Here is a 19,494-nt window from a genome sequence, read left to right on the forward strand (position 1 = left end):
TCTTCGATCCTGACCGCACCGTTCGGATAAATCTAAGGCTTACTTCTCACTGCTTCGATAAGCTGTGTTTATGACAAGTCTGCGGCAGCTCGAGTACCTCGTGACGGTGGTCGACACCGGTTCGTTCACCCGGGCCGCCGAGCAGTTGCACGTGACGCAGCCCGCGCTTTCGCACCAGATGCGGGCGCTGGAGCACAGCGTCGGCGGGCCGCTGCTGGAACGGCTGCCGCGTGCGGTCCGGCTTACGCCGATGGGCCGCGCGATGCTGCCGCACGCCCGCGCCGCGCTTGCCGACGCCGAACGCGCTCGGTGCGCCGCGCGGCAGGCTTCCGGCCAGGTCGCTGGAGAACTGCTGATCGCGACGGTTTACTCGGTGAGTCTCGGGGTGCTGCCGCCCGCGCTCCGGGTGTGGCGGCGCGAGCGGCCGGACGTCGACGTGCGGCTTTTCGAATACCGCCACGCCGACGAGTTGCGCGACGCCATGGTGGCCGGAGAAGCGGACCTCGCGATCGGTCCGCGTCCGGCTGACTGGACCGGCCCGGTGCAGTCGTTGGGCACCGAGGAGTTCGTGGTGGTGCTCCCTGCTGATGGCGCGATGGAGTCCACTTCGGACGGTACGGTCGAGCTGGCCGATCTAGCCGGCTGCGCGTGGGTGCATTACGCACCTGGTCACGGCTTGGCGGAGCTCCTCGACGCTGCCTGCGCGGAGGCGGGCTTTCGGCCGCGACCTGCCGTGCGCACGGAGCAGACGGCCGCCGCGCCATTGCTCGCGGCGGCCGGATTGGGGCCTGCGCTGGTTCCGGCGAACGTGCTGCCCGCGGAGTTCAGCGGGCGGGTTTTGCGTCCTGGCAAGCCGATTCGCCGCGAGCTGGTCGCTTACGGTCGCAGCGAACCGGATCCGTTGACGGCGGCGTTCGGCGAAGTGCTGAAGCAGCACGCACGGGTCTAGTCGCGCAGCCGAGTCAGGTCGATTCCGGTGAACGGCGTCGTCACCGCGTCGTGGACTCGCGCGGACCAGACAGCGTGCCCGTGTGCAGTCCACAGTGGAATCGCCGGGAGATCGCGCAGAGCTTCGTTCTCCGCGATCCGGAACAGCTGCGCGGCTTCTTCCGGTGCCGCGGTGGTTTCGGCGGAGTTGAGGTCGGCGGCGAACCCGGCGTCGGTGTAACCGGCTGCGTCCGCGAGAGCGTGCAGGATGTCGGACGGGCTCGGCGACACGGCCTTGACCTCCAACGCGGACGGTCCAGTCGGCTTGCCTCCGGTCGCTTTTCGCTGTGCGGTGACCGAGATTCCCAGGCTCTTCGACAAACCGTCGGCCAGCGCCTGCGGCCAGGTGCCGTCGAAGCTGTCGTAGTACACCGCGGCGTCGCCGGTGAATCCCGCTTGGTTCAACAGGGATTTGGCAGCGGGGCCGTCGAAAGTGCACGGACGGCAGCCCCCGGTGCGCTCGCCGGGTGCGACCGCTGGCGGCAGCAATCCCTTGGCCGCGTCCGCCTGATGCGCGAGCGGCCCGGATTCCAGCGCGCCGCGGTCGGTGCCGAGAGCGAACGCGTGTCGCACCGTCGGGTCGGCGAATCGCGTCGCCTCAGCGGAAAACACCAGGTAGCCAGCGCGAGGGAGCGCCCACATCGCGTGCCGGTCGGCGAAATCGGCGTGCATCGCCTCGTGTCGATCGCCGGGGACGGACGTGGCGACGTCGAGCTTGCCCTCCTTGACCTCGTCGTACTGTTCCGCCGGATTGCCGACGCGCAGATTGATTTCCTTGGCCCGTCCCGGATCCGCGGTGACCCGGACGAGCTTGCCGCCGGACCCGGACTGCCAGTCGCCCTCCAGGCGCAGCGGGCCGTTGCCGATCGGATGGCGGGCGAACCCGTTCCAGTCGCGCGATTTCAGCACCGACGCGGGCAGCGGAACCAGCCCAGGCGCGGACAGCCAGGCCGGCACCTGGTTGGCCGGACGGTCGAGCACGATCCGCAGCTGCGCCGGGTCGACCGCGGTGATTTCCTTGGCCCGCAGCGACTTCGTGAGCACCTGCGTGCTGGCCCAATGATGTCCCGCGATCGCCTTCCAGGTGTCCACATAGGACTGCGCGGTGACCGGCGTGCCGTCGTGGAACTTCCCGGGCCGCAGCTTGACGGTCCAGGTCACCTGGTCGGTGCTGCTGATCGATTCGGCCGCGCGCGGGGTCGCTTTTCCGCTGGCCGGATCGTAATCGGCGAGCGGCGTCCACAACGCGCCGGTGACGAGCCGTCCGGACGGATCGGTGACGTCGGCGGGCAACAGGGTGCCGGGTTCGCCGAGGCCGACCGACAGGACGCCGGGCTGGGCGGGTTCGGCCGACGACGAACAGCCGGGGAGACCGGCCGCGACGAGGGCGGCGAGCGTGAGCGGGACCAGCAGACGCGATCGCATGCTGACTTACTACCAGGTGGAAAGCCACTAAAGGCGGTTGTGTCCGGTTAGGGACCGTCTTAAAGTACTTCAGTCACACTGGGGTCTCCGGGAGGTTTCGCGTGCGCCGTTGGTGGATTCGTTCCGGACTGGCGATGGCGACGGCAGCGGCGACACTGGTCGCCACGGGATTGCCCGCCGCGGCCTGCGAGGACGACAAGCCGGTCACCGAGGCGAAACACTCGCTCGGCGACCCGGGCGCGATCAAGGGCGTGGAGCCGGTCGGCAACGTGCCGGACGCGCAAGGAGCCATCTCGGCGAACTTCCTCAGCTACGGCAAACGCGACGTGATGGTCGTGTCCGGCCAGTTCGGCTTGAAGGTCTACGACCTCACGGACAATCCGGCGAAGCCGCGCGCGATCGGCGAGCTGAGCCTGCCCGGGCTGTGGGAAACCGAGGACACCGAGGTCGACGCGAAGCGCAAGCTCGTGTTCCTCTCCCGCGACCCGCGCGCGTTCAAGGGCAACACGCACACCGGCGAGTCCGGGATCTACGTGGTCGACGTCAAGCATCCGGAGAAGCCGGAAATCCTCAGCTACGTCAAGGTTCCGGCGGGCCACACCACCAGCTGCGTCGACGACTGCCGCTACCTCTGGACCGGCGGCCCGGCGAAGGCCGACAACCAGCCCGCGGACTGGGGCGGCAGGCCGATCTGGGTCACCGACGTGCGCAACCCGCGCAAGCCGAACGTGTACCCGGACCCGATCGAACTCGCCCGCAACGACGGCAAAACCGACTACGTGCACGACGTGCAGGTGGACAAGACGGGCGTCGCGTGGGTGTCCGGCGCGGGCGGCGTGCGCGGCTACTGGACGTCCGGCCTCCACCACGACCCGGTGGAGAACCGCTACCGCTGGGCGACCGCGCTCAAGCCGGTGCCGTACGCAGGCGGCGGAGTGTCCGAAACCGCCGCGCCGTCGAAGTTCATGCACAACAGCTTCCACCCGGTCGGCGCGCGCGACGACGGCGCCTGGCGCGGTCATGACCTCGTGTACGCGACCGAGGAGAGCTTCCTCCCGGGCTGCGCGGGCGACGGCGTGCTGACGATTTCCTCGCTGGATGGTTCGTACCAGGGCGAAGGCTGGCGGTCCACGCCGGAGAAGCCGTTCCGGATGCGCAGCATCGGCACCTGGGGCGTCGCCGGGCAAGAAGGCAGCGACCCGGTGTCGGACGACTGCTCGGCGCACTACTTCGACATTCGCGGGCATGTGCTGGTGCAGTCGTTTTACGCGCAGGGAACCCGGTTCCTGGACGTGAGCGACCCCTCGAACCCGACGCAGATCGCGTACTTCCGGCCCGCGGACGCGGCTTCGTGGGCGCCGTACTGGCACGACGGGTATGCGTATGTGGCGGACAACAAGCGTGGGATCGACATTCTGAAGCTCACCGCTTAGCGGGCGGCTAGTTCGCGGCGGAACGGGCAGTATCCGGCCGTCCGGCGCATTTCCCGGAGCCTCGAAGTCGAGATACCGGCGCTCACCAGACGGATGCGGTTCACGCCAGCCGCCCGGAAACCTCGCCGCCAACCGGATATCGGACCGCCAGCCCGTCCAGCAGCGCCTGCAGCCCGATCTCGAAAAGATGGTCCAGATCCAGGTCATACCCCTCAGCAAGATCCCGCACCATCCGCGTCAGCACCGGATACCGCCCGGACCCCATCAACGCCGCGTACCCCCGCGCCTGCGTCTCCATCCACTCGTCCTCGGTGATCCCCGTCGCGCCCATCGCGTGCCGCTCGCGCTCCAGGTGGATCGCGGTGCCTTGAATATGGTTGTAGAACAACACATTCAGATCGCACAGATCAGCCGCGTTGAGCCCGAACACCGACAACGCGGCCAGCGCGCGTTCGTTGTGCGCGGCCAGGTTCGGCAGCGGCCAAGGCCGGGTGAGCGGCACGAGATGCGCCAGCCAAGGATGCCGCCGGTGCACGGACCACAGCGTGCGCGCCGACAGCTCCAGTTGCGCCCGCCATCCCTCCGGTTCCCGTGCTGGATAACCGATTTCGCCGTAAACGTGGTCCGCCATCAGGAAAACCAGTTCGTCCTTTCCGGACAGATACCGGTACGGGGCCATCGCCGGAACACCCAGCCGAGCGGCGAGTCCGCGCATCGACAGTGCCGCGACACCTTCCGCATCAGCGATCGCGATTGCTGTGCGCACCAGCCGATCCCGCGTCAACGCTGGCCGCTTCGAGTCGGTCGCAGTGTGCTGACCAGCGACGACATGACCCGACCGGGGTTCGGCGCGGAGCACGCCTTCACGACGCAGCACGTCGAGCGCCTTGGCCGCGGTGGCGTTCGCGACACCATGCGCCGAAGCCAGCCGACGCGTCGAAGGCACCTTCGCGCCCGGCGGCAACTGCGAAATCTCCTCGCGCAACGCAGCAGCGATCCGGAGGTAGGGCGGTTCGGTCGGCATCGGCGTCCTGTCTGTACTAGGTCAGCGGGGTATCTGTACTAGGTCAGTTTTGGCAGCGGTAACCAGGTCAGGGCAGGTTCATCAGGGTAATGATGCACCGTATCAAGGGGTGAGGACATGCCTGAAGCACTGGTTTGCGGCGCGGGAGTCGCCGGATGCGCGTCGGCCTACTGGCTGCGCCGCAACGGCTACGACGTGACGGTCGTCGAGCGTGCGGACGGACTGCGCAGCGGGGGTCAGGCGATCGACATCCGCGGGGTCGCGCTGGAGGTCATCGAGCGGATGGGGCTGGGGGAGCAGGTCCGCGCGGCCCGCACGCGGATGCGCGGGATGTCGATGCTCGACGCGTCCGGCAACGAGGTGTTCCGCTCCGAGGAACGCGTCTACAGCAGCGGCCGGCTCGACAGCGCCGACATCGAGATCCTCCGCGACGACCTGGTCGAGCTGCTGCACAACGCCGCCGACGTCGAGTACCGCTTCGGAGACGAGATCACCGCGCTCGACGCCGAGTCCGGCCGGGTCGAGTTCGCCAAGGCCGAGCCGCACACGTTCGACCTGATCGTCGGCGCGGACGGCGCGCACTCGGCGGTCCGGCGGCTCGCGTTCGGACCGGAGGACCAGTTCCGTCGTTACCTCGGGCAGTACCTGGCGATCTTCCCGGCGGCCAACACCGTCGGCCTCGAAGACTGGCAGATCTGGTTCCAGGGCGAGGGCGTCGGCGGCGCGGTCTACCCGGTGCCGGGCAACGAGGAGATCCGGGTGACGCTCGGCTTCGGCGAGCCGGAGTACCGCGAGATCCGGGACGTCGCGGAGCAGAAGAAGCTCGTCGCCGAGCGCTTGAGCGAGGTCGGCGGCCCAGTCCCCGAGCTGGTCAAAGCCATGGCGGAGTCTGAGACGTTCTTCTTCGACGCGATGCTCCAGATCCACCTCGACCGCTGGACGACCGGCCGGGTCGCGCTGGTCGGCGATGCCGGGTACTGCGCGTCGGTGCTGTCCGGACAAGGCACGAGCCTCGCCCTGGTCGGCGCGTACATCCTGGCGGACGGCCTCGACGACTACGAGACCCGCATGCGCCCCTTCGTCGAGCTGAACCAGGCGCTGGCCACGGAAAACCCGGCCGGACCCGCGTCGGAGGAATCGGTCGAGCGGGCGAAGAACGCGATCAGCCTGACCCGCTGACCCGCCATCTGGCGGGAGATTCCCGCCGCCCGGCTGTCCGCGCCCGGCCAAGGGGCGGCGAGGATGAGGTCCAGCAACCGAGTCCCTGGAGGCCCCGCGATGACTGCGTATCCGCCGCTCCCGTTCGACCCCGAGCTCGCCGCGGCGCTCGAGGTTCTGGCGGCCGAGCGTCCGCCGATCAAGACGCTCGAGTCGATCCCGGCGGTGCGCGCGGCCGCGGCGAAGCGGCAGGTTTCGCTGGAGGAGATCACCGCCGACGGCGCCCTCGAAGTGTCCGAAGTGGACGCCGAGGGCCCGCGCGGCCCGATCCCGCTGATCGTCGCGCGGCCGGCCGGGGCTGTCGACGTTCCGGTGCTGTACTGGCTGCACGGCGGCGGCATGATCATCGGCGGGCACAAGGGCGGCGACCTGTACTTCCTCAAGGAATACGCGACCGAACTGGGCCTCGGCTTCGTCTGCGTCGACTACCGCGTCGCGCCCGAGCACCCGCATCCGGCGCCGGTCGAGGACTGCTACGCGGGCTTGGAATGGACGGTCAAGCACGCCGCCGAGTACGGCTTCGACGCCTCCCGCGTCGTGATCGGCGGGGCGAGCGCGGGCGGCGGGCTCGCGGTGGGAACGGCGCTGCTCGCCCGGGACCGAGGCGGCCCGGAACTGATCGGCCAGCTGCTCGTGTACCCGATGCTCGACGACCGCAACGACTCTCCGTCGGCGATTCAGATGGCCGAGATGGGCAGCTGGGACCGCGCCGCGAACAACGTCGGCTGGACCGCGCTGCTCGGCGACGCCCGAGGCGGTCCGGACGTGTCGCCGTACGCCGCGCCCGCGCGCGCCGAAGACCTGTCCGGCCTCCCGCCCGCGTTCCTCGACGTCGGGAGCACCGAGACCTTCCGCGACGAGGTCATCGCCTACGCGAACCAGCTGTGGCTGTCCGGAGTGCAGGCAGAACTGCACGTGTGGCCCGGCGCTTTCCACGGCTTCGACGGCTCGGCCCCGCAGGCAGCGCTGTCGCAGCAGGCTCGCGCCGAGCGGACGCCGTGGCTCCGGCGGCTGCTCGGCTGAACCGGACCAGCGATGATGGACCGATGAGGGAGCTGGTCACGCATCTGAGCGCGCTCGATCCCGGCGCGGCCGAGACGGTCAAGGTCATCGCGTACTTCGACCGGCTGGTCGAGGGCCGCGCCGGGCTGGAGCCGATCGTGCGCGGGGCGGCGGTGCTGTCCGGCTGCCCCGCGCGGCTGGCCGACGACGAACGCCGGGTGCGCGTCCGCGTCGAACCGGACGGGCGCGTGGTGCAGTCGGCCGTGCCGCCCGATCCGGAATGGCCTGCTGCGCCGGTGCGTCCGGACGGGCCGGTCGCGCTGTGGCTGGAACGGCCCGGTCCGGCGAGCCCGGTGGACGCGATGGTGCTGGAGCGCGCGTCCGCGGCGGCCCGGGCAGTGCTGGAACGGACGCGCGGCCGGGTCGTCGATCCGGCGTCGGTCGAAGTGGTGCTCGACGCGTCGGCGGACGAGCGAACCCGGCTCCGTGCCGCACATCGCCTCGGCCTGGGCACGACCGCCCGGGCCGTCGTGGCCGACGCGGTACCGCTGGTCGTCCCTCCGCAGTGGACTCCGCCGGAGCGGACCCGGGTGGGGCTGGGAACCGTCGTGAACCTGGTCGACCTGCCGGCGTCCGGCGAACAAGCCCGGACGGCTTTCCGCTTCACCGCAACCGAAGAAGACCCTGGACCGTCCGTTGTGGACTATGCCGACCTCGGCGGCCTGGCCGTGCTCGCCGATGCGGTCGGGCCAGGCACCAAACCGGTCGCGGACGTGACAAGCCTGGAGAACGCCCGCACGACGGCCCCGTGGGTCCTGCCCACGCTGGTCGCCGTAGCGGGCGCTCCGAGCCTGCGCGCCGCCGCGAACACGCTGGTAGTGCACCATTCGACCCTGCAGGAGCGCCTGGCCCACGCCGAAGCGCTGCTCGGCTGGCCAGTGCGCGATCCCGCGGGCCGGTTGCGGTTGCAGCTGGCTATCGCGCTGTGGCGGCTGCACCGCACCGGTTGATCACGGCGTGAGCAGCGGCAGCAGCGGCTTCCGCACCGCCGTCGCGACCCCGTCGGACTCGTTCGCCGCGGCGATCCGCTCGTCCGTCGGCGTTCCGTACGACGTGGTCCGCTGCCGCAGCGTACGCCCGAGCGGCTCGACCATCGCGCGCATGTCGCTGATCGTCTTGTACGACCCGTTCGAGGCACCCGCCATCCGGCTGATCGTCTCCTCCATCAGCGTGCCGCCGATGTCGTTGACGCCGCCCTGCAGCACCGCCCGGCTGCCCTCCTCGCCCAGCTTCACCCAGGAGCTCTGGATGTTGTCGAACGTGCCGTGCAGAAGCAGCCGGGACAGCGCGTGCACCGCCCGGTTTTCGCGTAGCGTCGTGCCCGCGCGGGCGAGCCCGGCCAGGTAGATCGGCGAACTCTGGTGGATGAACGGCAGCAGCACGAACTCGCTGAACCCGCGCCGCCCGTTGCGTTCCACGCCCTCGCGCTGCAGTTTGGCCAGCAGTTTCAGGTGGCCGACCCAGTGGCTCGGGTTGTCCACGTGGCCGTACATCATCGTCGCCGTGGTCGGCAGCCCGACGTCGTGCGCGGTGGTCACGACTTCGATCCACGCGTCCGTCGGCAGTTTGCCCTTGGTGAGCACCCACCGGACGTCGTCGTCGAGGATTTCCGCCGCGGTGCCCGGCAGCGAGTCCACTCCGGACTCCTTCGCCCGGATCAGAAAGTCGCGAATGGACAGATTCGTCCGCGACGCGCCGTTCACGACCTCCATCGGGCTGAACGAGTGCAGGTGCATGTCCGGCTGCCGCCGCTTCACCTCGGCCGCGAGGTCGAAGTACGCGGTGCCCGGCAGATCCGGGTGGATCCCGCCCTGCATGCAGATTTCGGTCGCGCCCGCGGCCCACGCCTCGTCGACGCGATCGCCGACCTGCTCCAGCGACAGCGTGTACGCGTCCGCGTCGGTCTTTCGCTGCGCGAAGGCACAGAATCGGCAGCCGGTGTAGCAGACGTTGGTGAAGTTGATGTTCCGCGTGACGACGAAGGTGATGTCGTCCCCGACGACCTCGCGTCGCAGGTCATCGGCCAGTTTCGTGAGCGCGTCCAGCTCCGGCCCGTCCGCGTGCAGCAGTGCGAGCGCGGCGTCGTCGGACAGCCCGGCCGGGTCTTTTTCCGCACTGCGCAACGCATCCCGGATGTCAGTGTCGAACCGCTGCGGTCCGGTCTTGATCTTCCGGCCGATTTCTTTCCAGTCGCCGTAGACCGAATCGAAGTCGCCGCGCCGGTCCTCGGTGCGGCCGGTCGTGTCGATCTCGGTGTGCAGATCGGTGCGGCCGGATTCCTGCCAGCCGCCGTCCGGCTCCTGCCACGGGATCCCGACCGGCATCGCGCCGTCACGAGCCAGCCCGGTCTCGCCGTCGACCAGCGCCGCGACGTGCCGCGTGACGCGCGGGTCGAGCCACGGCTGGCCGCGCTTCACGTACTCCGGGTAGATGGTCAGCCGCTCGCGCAGCGCGTATCCGGCCTTTTCGGTCTGCCGGGCGAGCAGGTCGATCTGCGGCCACGCGCGTTCGGGATTCACGTGGTCCGGCGTGAGCGGCGAGACGCCGCCCCAGTCGTCGATGCCGGCGCGGATCATCAGGTCGTACTGGTCGCCGATGAGGTTCGGCGGCGCCTGGATGCGCATGCGCGGACCCAGCACGAGCCGGGCCACGGCGATGTTCGCGGCCAGTTCTTCGAGGTCGGCGTCCGGGGTCGCGCGCATCTTCGTGTCCGGTTTGGCCCGGAAGTTCTGCACGATGACTTCCTGGATGCCGCCGTACTCGCGGGCGGTCTTGCGGATCGCGAACAGCGCGTCGGCGCGTTCCTCGTGCGTCTCGCCGATCCCGATCAGCACACCGGTGGTGAACGGGACCGAGCTGCGGCCCGCGTCCTCCAGCACGCGCAGCCGGACCTCGGGATCCTTGTCCGGCGAACCGTAATGCGGCCCGCCCTTCTCGCTCCACAGCCGGCGCGCGGTGGTCTCCAGCATCATGCCCATCGACGGCGCGACCGGCTTGAGCCGCTGGAAGTCCTGCCAGGACAGGACGCCCGGGTTCAGGTGCGGCAGCAGACCGGTCTCCTCGAGCACCCGGATCGCCATCGCGCGGACGTAGGACAGCGTGTCGTCGTAGCCGTGCGCGTCCAGCCACTCGCGCGCGGCCTTCCATCGGTCCTCCGGCCGGTCGCCGAGGGTGAACAGGGCTTCCTTGCAGCCCATCTCGGCGCCCTTGCGCGCGATGTCGAGGACCTCGTCCGGCGACAGGAACGGCGATTCAAGCTCGCCGGGGACGGTCACGAAGGTGCAGTAGCCGCACCGGTCCCGGCACAGCCGGGTCAGCGGGATGAACACCTTGCGGCTGTAGGTGATGATTCCCGCGCGACCGGCTTCTTCGAGGCCCGCGTCGCGGATGCGGGAAGCGTGGTCGGACAACGTTGTCAGGTCGTCGCCGCGGGCGTGCAGCAGCACGGCCGCCTCGGCGACGTCGAGCGTCTTCCCGTCTCGCGCCCGGGCGAGCGCACGGCGCATGGCCGACGGGGTGGGCGTGGTCACGCCAGCTTCGGGCTCCATTCCCGCCACGCTAGGACCCGGCCGCCGCGACCAGCCAGCTCTTAGCCCGCCACCGTGCGCACGACCGGCCCAGAGTGATCATTAGCGCAGGTTGCGGGCTTGTGGACGGGCGTCCGCGCCGGTATTACCTAAAGGGTGGCGTCAGTGATCGGGAAGCGCATCGGCGGGCGGACGTACTACTACCTCGCCGAGTCCGCGCGCGTCGACGGCAAGCCGCGCGTGGTCGGCCAGCGGTATCTCGGGACGGCCGAGGACATCGCGGCGGCGGTGGCCGGCGGGGGCCCGGAGGCGGCTGGGGCGCGGCATCGGTCGTTCGGGGATGTCGCGGCGGTGTGGGGGACGTTGCAGCGGCTCGACCTTGTTCGGCGGGTCGATTCGGTGGCTGGTCCGCAGCGGGCTCGTCCGACGCTTGGTCTCCATGTCGCGCTTGCGGTGTTGCATCGGGCTACCGCGCCGGAGATGGAGTTCGAGGAGTGGTGGACTGGGTGTCTGGCGCAGGATCTCGTTCGGCCTCGGCCGGCTAAGGGGTCGATTACGACTGCCAGTCATTGGCGGGCCTTGCAGCGGCTCGATCCGGAGCGGATCGCCGGGGTGGAAACCGTTGTGGCTGAGGCGGTTTTGGATCTGCTGGGGGACGACGGGACCGAGGCGTTGGCGGTTGATGTTGCGCAGTTCGCGGCGTTTACTGCTGCGGACTGTACGTTGCCGTCGGCTTGTCAGGATGTGCTTGCCGGGCTGGGGCTGGTTGTTACTCGGGATGGGGCTATTCCGTTGGCGTCTCGGGTTTATCGGCGGGAGAAGGCTCCTGCTTTTGGTGCGCTGGCCGCCGAATTGGGGGAGCGGCACACGTTGGTGTTCCACTCCGGCCAGGCTGCGCAGCTCGACCTCGGTGCGCGTCGCGGGTTTGTCGGGTCGCTTCCGTTGGCTGATCATCCGGAGTTGCTTTCGCGGCCCGCATCGGTGCGGCGGAGGGTGGATCCGGAGCGGTTTGCCGGGTTGACTGCCTTTGACACTGTGGCGACTGTGGACGGTGCCCGGCGACGCGTCGTCCTCCTGCACTCCGCGACTCTGCATGCTGCGCAGTATCGGGCGTTCACCAGTGAATTGAGCACTACGGTTCGGGAGCTTGACGGGTTAGCGGCTGCGCTCGCGGCGGGTACTCATCGGGGGGATCGGACGCAGGTGCATGCGGAGATGTCGCGGATTATTCGGGGGCGGCGGGTGGAGCGGGTGTTGAATACTTCGCTTACCGGCAACCGGGCGGGGGAGTTGCGGTTGGAGCGGCGGGTTGACGAGGCCGCGGTTGCTCGGTTGGCGGAGGAGTTTTTCGGCAAGCAGATTTTGGTTACTGATCGAGATTGGCCCGTTGCCGAGGTGGTTACTGCTTATCGGGCTCGGACTTATCTTGAGTCGACGTTTCGGTGGTTGACCGGGTCTGCGGTGGCTGGGCCTTCGCCTCGGTGGGAGTGGACTTCGCATCGGATTTCGGTGCATGCGTTGGTGTCCGTGCTTGCTGCGACGGTTACGCACCTGATGCGGCGGGAGGCGGATCGGGCTGGGATGAATCTTTCGGTGGCTGAACTGTTGGATCAGTTGCGGGGGATTGGGGAGACCTTGTTGCGGCATCGGTCTACTGGGGGGCGGCCGCGGACTCGGCGGATTTTGTCTGATCGGACGGCGAAACAGCAGGCGTTGTTCGAGTTGTTCGGGTTGGAGAGGTTCGCGCCTGGGTAACGGCTCGTCGCCTGGCGGCGGCATTGCCGTGTTGGTTGCGCCGGTCGTGAGGGGAACCCTGAGGGAATCAGAGTCCCTGAGGGTTCCCCTCACGTACGTCGGGCTCAGGACTCGCGGTCGATGTTCAGGGCGGAGAAGGTTTGCACCACCGGCATCAGTTCGATGACGTTGATGTTCACGTGCTTCGGCTGGGAGCTGGCCCAGAAGACCGACTCGGCGACGTCGTCTGCGGTCAGGGGCGTGGTTCCGGCGTAGACGCCTGCTGCCTTGTCCTGGTCGCCGCCGAAGCGGACGGTGGAGAATTCTGTGCCGCCGACCAGGCCTGGCTCGACGTTTGTTACGCGGACGCCGGTGCCGCGCAGGTCGGAGCGCAGGTTGAGGCTGAACTGGTGGACGAACGCCTTGGTCGCGCCGTAGACGTTCGCGCCGGGATAGGCGTAGCTGCCTGCGACGGAGCCGATGTTGATGACGTGGCCGGCGCCGCGTTCGACCATGCCGGGCAGCACCGCGCGGGTCAGGTGGACGAGGCCGGTCACGTTGGTCTCGATCATCTGGTCCCAGTCGTCCAGTTTTGCCTCGTGCGCTGGCTCGAGGCCCTTGGCGAGGCCGGCGTTGTTGACCAGGATGTCGATCTTCGCCCACTCCTCGGGCAGCCCTGCGACGACGCCTGCGACTGCGTCCGCATCACGGACGTCCAGCACCAGCGGGTAAACCGCGTCGCCGAGTTCGTCCGCGAGGGTCTTCAGCCGGTCGCCGCTGCGGGCCGCGGCGACGACCCGCGCGCCTTCCGTTACGAACCGGCGCGTGATCGCGGCGCCGAATCCGGCGCTCGCGCCGGTCACCAATACGGTCTTCATGGAGTGCGTCACCGTTCTTCTGCGTGGTCCGGCCGGACCTGGTCCAGGAAGCGGCCGAACACGTCGTTGAACTCGGCCGCGCGTTCCAGGTTAGGCAGGTGTCCCGCGCCGTCGAGCACCACCAGCTCCGAGCCGGGTACGAGCTGGTGCAGCAGTTGTGCGTCGGAGACCGGGGTGAACTCGTCTTCGCTGCCCACTGCGACGAGCGTCGGCACGCTGACCTGCTTGAGGGAATCGCGGTAGTCCGGTCGTTTCGCCCGTGCTCGGAGTGCTGCCGCCGCGCCTGGTGCTGGTGCGTCGCGCATCATCTTTTGGACGTGTCCGGTCACTTCTGGGTTCTCGTGGAAGGTGCTCGGCGACACCATCTTCGGCAGCAGTTCGTCGGCGTACGCGGTCATGCCTTCCGCCAGCACCCGGTCCGCGGCCTGGTTGCGGGCCACCTTTCCTTCGGCGGTCTCGGGCTCGGCGAACGTGTCGGCGAGCAGCAGCGCGGCGATCCGCCCGGGGTAATCCCGGACGGTCTGCATCACGATCTGCCCGCCCATCGACAGCCCGCCCAGCGCGAACCGGTCGAGTCCCAGGTGGTCAGCCAGCCCGATCAGATCCTCGGCGAAGTCGTTGAGCCCGCTGACTGCCGGACCGGCGCTTTCCCCGTATCCCCGCAGGTCAGGCACCACGACGCGGTGTCCGCTCCGTGCCAGGTGCTCGGCCTGCGGACCCCACATGGACCGGTCGAACGGGTGCCCGTGCACGAGAAGGACCGGGATCTTCGGCTGCGAACCCAGGTCGTCGTAGGCGATCCGGGCGCCGGAGGGGAGAAGGACTTTCTGCATGTCCCCGACGCTAATCGGGGCGATTTCTCAGTGCAATACGGTGCAATGTAGTCGGAGCAATGTTTTTCTAGCGCAGCTTCGCGAAGAACTGGCGGACGTCGCCCACCCACAGTTCCGGCACCTCCTGCGATGCGTAATGACCGCCGCGGTCGTACTCGTTCCACGACACCAGGTTCCGGCGATGCTCGGTGAACACCCGGATCGACGGCAGGTCGCCGGGGAACTGCGCGACCCCGAGCGGCACCGGGTTGCGGCCCTCGGCGGGCGTCTCCCGGTCTTGCTCGGCGTAGATCCGGATCGCGGAACCCGCGGTGCCGGTCAGCCAGTGGATCGTGACGTGGGTGAGGATCCCGTCGGCGTCGAGACCGTGGTCGTGCATCGCCTGCGCGTTCCAGCCGAGCAGGCCGACGGGGGAGTCGGACAACGCGTGCGCGAGAGTCTGTGGCTGCTGCGCCTGGACGACGCCGTAGGAAGCTTCGTGGGTGAAGTAGTGGTGGAACGCGTCCCAGGCGGCTTTGTCCTTTTCGGACAGATTGGCAATCCACTGTGGATCGTCGTCGGGCGGCGGATCCCAGGTCTGCGTCACGTGTGCGCCGATCACCTGCTCCGGCGCGACGCGACCGACCTCCGGCGCGATCCCCGAACCCCAGTCGTTGCCCGCGGTCCCGTAGCGCTCGTAGCCGAGTCGGCGCATCAGCTCCGCCCAGGCCCGCGCGATCCGCTGCGGGCCCCAGCCGGTGTCGGCCGTCGGACCGGAGAACCCGAACCCGGGCAACGACGGGAGCACGACGTCGAACGCGATCGACGGGTCAAGCCCGTGCGCGCGAGGGTCGCTCAACGGCCCGAGCGCGGCCAGATACTCCGCCGCCGACCCGGGCCAGCCGTGGCTGAGGATCAACGGGATCGCGTCCGGCTCGGGGGAACGGGCGTGCAGGAAATGGACGTTGCTGCCGTCGATCGTCGTCGTGAACTGCGGATACTCGGTGAACCGCCGCTCCCAGGCCCGCCAGTCGTAATGATGCCGCCAGTGCTCGGCCAGCTCGCGCACCCGGCCGACGCTGACGCCGTACCCCTGGTCGCCGCCGGTCGGCTCGGGCGCCCACTTCGTCCGATCGAGCCGCTCTCGCAGATCGACCAGGTCCGCTTCCGGGATCTCGAGCCGATACGGCCGGATCTCGTCAGTCATGTCCAGCTCCTTCGGAGAGCCGCCGGGCACGGGCGTTGAGATACCGCACCTGACGGATGTTGGTGGCGAGCTCGGCCGCGCGCAGGTACGCGCTCCGGGCCGCTTCGCGGTCGCCCGCCTTTTCCAGAAGATGTGCCCGCGCCGCGTAAAACCGCCGGTCGCGGTTGTCCAGCGCGGCAAGCAGTTCGAGCCCCGCCGCCGGCCCGTCCGCCATCCCGACCGCGACCGCGTGGCTCACCTTCGCGACCGGACTCGCCGAAACCTCGAGCAGCAGCCGGTAAAGCCCGACGATCTGCCGCCAGTCGGTCTCCTCCGCGGTGGACGCCTCGTCGTGGACGGCCGCAATCGCCGCCTGCAGCTGATACGGCCCGACCGGCCCGCGCGGCAACGCCGCCGTCACCAGCTCCACCCCGCGCCGGATCGAGTCGGCCTTCCACCGTGTCCGGTCCTGCTCGTGCAGCGGGACCAGCTCGCCCTGCTCGGTGACTCGTGCTGGCGACCGGGCGTCGGTCAGCAGCATCAAGGCGAGCAGGCCTGTGGCCTCGCTGTCGTTGGGCAGCAGCGCGGCGGTCATTTCCGCCAGCCGGATCGCCTCCGCGGCCAGGTCGCTGCGGTGCAGATCCGGCCCTGACGTCGCCGAGTAGCCCTCGGTGAAAATCAGGTAGAGGACATGCAGGACCGCGTCGAGCCGCTCGCGCTGGGCCTCCTCCGGCGGCATCCGGAACGGGACGCCGCTGTCCTGGATGGTCCGCTTGGCCCGGGTAATCCGGCGGGTCATCGAGTCCTCGGAGGTGAGGAACGCGCGCGCGATCTCTGCCGTGGTGAGCCCGCCGACGGCCCTTAGCGTGAGCGCGATCTGCGACGCGGCCGTGAGTGCCGGATGGCAGCAGAGCAGGAGCAGGATCAACGTGTCGTCGGCGTCGCCTTGGTGTTCGCCGACCTCCTCGCGGGCTGCCCTGACCTCTCGTTCCCGCCTTGCCTGTTCCGCCCGGAGCAGGTCGATGAGCTTTCGGCTCGCGACCTGCAGCAGCCAGCAGAATGGGCGCTCGGGGATGCCTGTCTCCGGCCACCGCTGGGAGGCTTTGAGCAGGGCTTCCTGGACGGCGTCCTCGGCCGGGTCGAACCGCCCGTAGCGGCGGACCAGCGCGCCCAGCACCTGCGGGGCGAGGGTGCGCAGGGTGCCGTTGACCGTGGCCCCGGATTCGTCGGTCATCTCTGCCGCCTTGGTCTGTCGGTTCCGCCTGGCTGAGTTGCCGGGTCAGAGTTCGTTCTCGGCTCCCATCACCGGCCGGACCACCACTCCGGCCTCGGACAACCGGCCCGGCGCCTTGAGCAGCCCGGCCGCGATGTCGGTCGCCCGGTCGAAACTGGCGCAGTCGACCATCCAGTACCCGGCGATGACCTCCTCGGTCTCGCCGAACGGCCCGTCGGTGACGACCGGAACCCCGTCCCGCAGATCGAGGCGGCGGGCCAGCACGGGAGCGGTGAGCCCCTGCGTCTCGACTAGCTCGCCCGACGCGGCCAGCGCCCCGGTGTACCCGGCGAGGAACTCCTCGATCGTCTTCAGTTCCGCCGGAGTGGCCGGGGGCGCGGCGCCGTCCTTGCCGCCGAGGTGGTCGTAGTCCTGCTGGTTGCCGTACGCCAGGATCAGGTACTTCATCGGGTGCTCCCTCTCGCTCGGGTCTGCTCTCGCGACCGGCGCCGGGCGGCCAGTCGGGGAAAGAACGAGGCTGCCTGCCCGGGACCGGACATCGCCTCGGCACCTGTTCTCGTGACCCGGGTCACTCGCTGGTTGGTTTGGCGCTCATGGTGCACCCGGCGGAACGCGCTCGCTGCAGATGTGGCCCCTGCTCCTCTCCGCCGAACCGACCCGCTGCTGGTCCCTTCTCGACGCCGCACTCGGCCAAAGTCCGACCACTGCGGTGCGTGCCCCGCCTCTCCTGATGCTTCGGCCGGTCCGTATTGGGGAGCGAGGGGACCACTCGCTCTCGCTATTCGCCGATAACGCGCCGCCCGTTCTTCCGGACCGCGGCATCCGCGAGCCGATAAGCCATCGGATTCGCCGGGCTCGGGTCCGCCGACTCGGGCCCGGCGCCCCGCCAGATCGGCCGCTGTGGGGCTATTCGGCCGGTTGACCTGCGAAGATCGTATTAAGGGACCCCCCTGTTTCGGGCCGTTTCGGGCCGTGTAATGTTCTCCAAGTCGCCAGGGAAACCGGGTGGCCGCCGGGACACGAACCAAGCTCTCGCCTCTAGGGTGATTGAGTGGGTGTCCCACCACAAACTGCTAGGAATGACCGCTTCGGTCAGGCTCGCCCTCACGGGGGTTCGGGTTTGATGCGGGGTGTGTTGCTTGAGAACTCAACAGTGTGCTAGTGAACTAAGCCAGTAGAGCTTAATATGAAACCCCCTCGTCGGGGTTTCCTTTGAGAATAATTGATTGAGAAGTAGTCTCGATCGAACTTTACAGCATTGTTGGAGAGTTTGATCCTGGCTCAGGACGAACGCTGGCGGCGTGCTTAACACATGCAAGTCGAACGCTGAACCGGTTTCGGCCGGGGATGAGTGGCGAACGGGTGAGTAACACGTGGGTAATCTGCCCTGTACTCTGGGATAAGCCTGGGAAACTGGGTCTAATACCGGATATGACATTTCACCGCATGGTGGGGTGTGGAAAGTTCCGGCGGTACAGGATGAACCCGCGGCCTATCAGCTTGTTGGTGGGGTAATGGCCTACCAAGGCGACGACGGGTAGCCGGCCTGAGAGGGTGACCGGCCACACTGGGACTGAGACACGGCCCAGACTCCTACGGGAGGCAGCAGTGGGGAATATTGCACAATGGGCGCAAGCCTGATGCAGCGACGCCGCGTGAGGGATGACGGCCTTCGGGTTGTAAACCTCTTTCGCCAGGGACGAAGCGCAAGTGACGGTACCTGGATAAGAAGCACCGGCTAACTACGTGCCAGCAGCCGCGGTAATACGTAGGGTGCGAGCGTTGTCCGGAATTATTGGGCGTAAAGAGCTCGTAGGCGGTTTGTCGCGTCGGCCGTGAAATCTCCACGCTTAACGTGGAGCGTGCGGTCGATACGGGCAGACTTGAGTTCGGCAGGGGAGACTGGAATTCCTGGTGTAGCGGTGAAATGCGCAGATATCAGGAGGAACACCGGTGGCGAAGGCGGGTCTCTGGGCCGATACTGACGCTGAGGAGCGAAAGCGTGGGGAGCGAACAGGATTAGATACCCTGGTAGTCCACGCTGTAAACGTTGGGCGCTAGGTGTGGGCGACATTCCACGTTGTCCGTGCCGTAGCTAACGCATTAAGCGCCCCGCCTGGGGAGTACGGCCGCAAGGCTAAAACTCAAAGGAATTGACGGGGGCCCGCACAAGCGGCGGAGCATGTGGATTAATTCGATGCAACGCGAAGAACCTTACCTGGGCTTGACATGCGCCAGACATCCCCAGAGATGGGGCTTCCCTTGTGGTTGGTGTACAGGTGGTGCATGGCTGTCGTCAGCTCGTGTCGTGAGATGTTGGGTTAAGTCCCGCAACGAGCGCAACCCTTATCCTACGTTGCCAGCGCGTCATGGCGGGGACTCGTGGGAGACTGCCGGGGTCAACTCGGAGGAAGGTGGGGATGACGTCAAGTCATCATGCCCCTTATGTCCAGGGCTTCACACATGCTACAATGGCTGGTACAGAGGGCTGCGATACCGCGAGGTGGAGCGAATCCCTTAAAGCCGGTCTCAGTTCGGATCGCAGTCTGCAACTCGACTGCGTGAAGTCGGAGTCGCTAGTAATCGCAGATCAGCAACGCTGCGGTGAATACGTTCCCGGGCCTTGTACACACCGCCCGTCACGTCATGAAAGTCGGTAACACCCGAAGCCCATGGCCCAACCCTTATGGGAGGGAGTGGTCGAAGGTGGGACTGGCGATTGGGACGAAGTCGTAACAAGGTAGCCGTACCGGAAGGTGCGGCTGGATCACCTCCTTTCTAAGGAGCACAACACATCCCGGCCACGGCCGGGAGTGGCCCGTGCTTAGGCCTCGAATGCAGGTCTGTTCGGGTTGCTCAAGGAATTGTGGAACTACTGGTTATGGTCGCTTCTGGCAGGCAATGCCTCTTCTAGTACAGGCCCTTCGGGGTCGCGGAGCGGAGAGCCGGAGACTGGGGGAGCGATTGTTCACTG

Annotated in this window: 14 protein-coding genes and 1 rRNA gene; 7 read left to right on the forward strand and 8 right to left on the reverse strand. The window is 68.1% G+C overall.

Going from position 1 to position 19,494, the window contains the following annotated elements:
- Window positions 1-70 precede the first annotated feature (70 nt).
- The gene (locus AB5I40_RS39765) at window positions 71-949 is read left to right on the forward strand and encodes a LysR substrate-binding domain-containing protein (RefSeq protein WP_370935301.1); all 879 of its coding nucleotides are present in this window, start codon (window positions 71-73) and stop codon (window positions 947-949) included.
- Here the strand turns inward: AB5I40_RS39765 and AB5I40_RS39770 are convergent.
- A complete protein-coding gene (locus tag AB5I40_RS39770; RefSeq protein ID WP_370935302.1) occupies window positions 946-2,412 on the reverse strand; it encodes an ABC transporter substrate-binding protein in 1,467 nt (488 codons plus the stop codon). The two genes, AB5I40_RS39765 and AB5I40_RS39770, sit on opposite strands and share 4 nt — an antisense overlap.
- 134 nt (window positions 2,413-2,546) lie before the next feature.
- On the opposite strand from AB5I40_RS39770, the gene AB5I40_RS39775 reads away from it, so the two are divergent.
- Window positions 2,547-3,845 (forward strand): LVIVD repeat-containing protein, encoded by a 1,299-nt coding sequence (locus AB5I40_RS39775; protein ID WP_370935303.1) that lies wholly within the window; start codon window positions 2,547-2,549, stop codon window positions 3,843-3,845.
- Between the two features lie 100 nt (window positions 3,846-3,945).
- On the opposite strand, the gene AB5I40_RS39780 is transcribed toward AB5I40_RS39775, so the two are convergent.
- Complete coding sequence (locus AB5I40_RS39780) at window positions 3,946-4,869, reverse strand: TetR/AcrR family transcriptional regulator C-terminal domain-containing protein (RefSeq protein WP_370935304.1); 924 nt, start codon at window positions 4,867-4,869, stop codon at window positions 3,946-3,948.
- A gap of 117 nt (window positions 4,870-4,986) precedes the next feature.
- On the opposite strand from AB5I40_RS39780, the gene AB5I40_RS39785 reads away from it, so the two are divergent.
- From AB5I40_RS39785 to AB5I40_RS39795, 3 genes are all read left to right on the forward strand, one after another.
- The gene (locus AB5I40_RS39785) at window positions 4,987-6,048 is read left to right on the forward strand and encodes an FAD-dependent oxidoreductase (RefSeq protein ID WP_370935305.1); all 1,062 of its coding nucleotides are present in this window, start codon (window positions 4,987-4,989) and stop codon (window positions 6,046-6,048) included.
- Between the two features lie 99 nt (window positions 6,049-6,147).
- The gene (locus AB5I40_RS39790) at window positions 6,148-7,110 is read left to right on the forward strand and encodes an alpha/beta hydrolase (RefSeq protein WP_370935306.1); all 963 of its coding nucleotides are present in this window, start codon (window positions 6,148-6,150) and stop codon (window positions 7,108-7,110) included.
- Between the two features lie 23 nt (window positions 7,111-7,133).
- Entirely contained in the window at window positions 7,134-8,099 is a 966-nt protein-coding gene (locus tag AB5I40_RS39795; RefSeq protein WP_370935307.1) for a helix-turn-helix domain-containing protein, read from the forward strand.
- On the opposite strand, the gene AB5I40_RS39800 is transcribed toward AB5I40_RS39795, so the two are convergent.
- On the reverse strand, window positions 8,100-10,697 hold the full coding sequence (locus AB5I40_RS39800) for a bifunctional FO biosynthesis protein CofGH (protein WP_370935308.1): 2,598 nt from the start codon (window positions 10,695-10,697) through the stop codon (window positions 8,100-8,102).
- 144 nt (window positions 10,698-10,841) lie between these two features.
- Between AB5I40_RS39800 and AB5I40_RS39805 the strand changes: the two genes are divergently transcribed.
- Window positions 10,842-12,431 carry a transposase gene (locus AB5I40_RS39805; protein ID WP_370935309.1) on the forward strand — a complete coding sequence of 530 codons (1,590 nt, stop codon included), beginning with the start codon at window positions 10,842-10,844 and terminating at the stop codon, window positions 12,429-12,431.
- 104 nt (window positions 12,432-12,535) lie between these two features.
- Here the strand turns inward: AB5I40_RS39805 and AB5I40_RS39810 are convergent, their stop codons facing one another.
- The 5 genes from AB5I40_RS39810 to AB5I40_RS39830 form a co-directional block, all read right to left on the reverse strand.
- A complete protein-coding gene (locus tag AB5I40_RS39810) occupies window positions 12,536-13,288 on the reverse strand; it encodes an SDR family oxidoreductase (RefSeq protein ID WP_370935310.1) in 753 nt (250 codons plus the stop codon).
- 8 nt (window positions 13,289-13,296) lie between these two features.
- Complete coding sequence (locus tag AB5I40_RS39815) at window positions 13,297-14,121, reverse strand: alpha/beta fold hydrolase (protein ID WP_370935311.1); 825 nt, start codon at window positions 14,119-14,121, stop codon at window positions 13,297-13,299.
- Between the two features lie 67 nt (window positions 14,122-14,188).
- Window positions 14,189-15,307: an epoxide hydrolase family protein gene (locus tag AB5I40_RS39820; RefSeq protein ID WP_370935312.1), complete on the reverse strand. Its 1,119-nt coding sequence runs from the start codon at window positions 15,305-15,307 to the stop codon at window positions 14,189-14,191.
- Window positions 15,300-16,520: an RNA polymerase sigma factor gene (locus AB5I40_RS39825; RefSeq protein ID WP_370935313.1), complete on the reverse strand. Its 1,221-nt coding sequence runs from the start codon at window positions 16,518-16,520 to the stop codon at window positions 15,300-15,302. Before AB5I40_RS39825 ends, AB5I40_RS39820 begins: the two co-directional genes overlap by 8 nt.
- A gap of 45 nt (window positions 16,521-16,565) precedes the next feature.
- The gene (locus tag AB5I40_RS39830) at window positions 16,566-16,967 is read right to left on the reverse strand and encodes a YciI family protein (protein WP_370935314.1); all 402 of its coding nucleotides are present in this window, start codon (window positions 16,965-16,967) and stop codon (window positions 16,566-16,568) included.
- An 811-nt stretch (window positions 16,968-17,778) separates the two neighbouring features.
- Between AB5I40_RS39830 and AB5I40_RS39835 the strand changes: the two genes are divergently transcribed.
- Window positions 17,779-19,298 (forward strand): 16S ribosomal RNA (locus AB5I40_RS39835).
- Window positions 19,299-19,494 lie beyond the last annotated feature (196 nt).

This window comes from Amycolatopsis sp. cg13, assembly GCF_041346965.1.
GTDB lineage: Bacteria > Actinomycetota > Actinomycetes > Mycobacteriales > Pseudonocardiaceae > Amycolatopsis.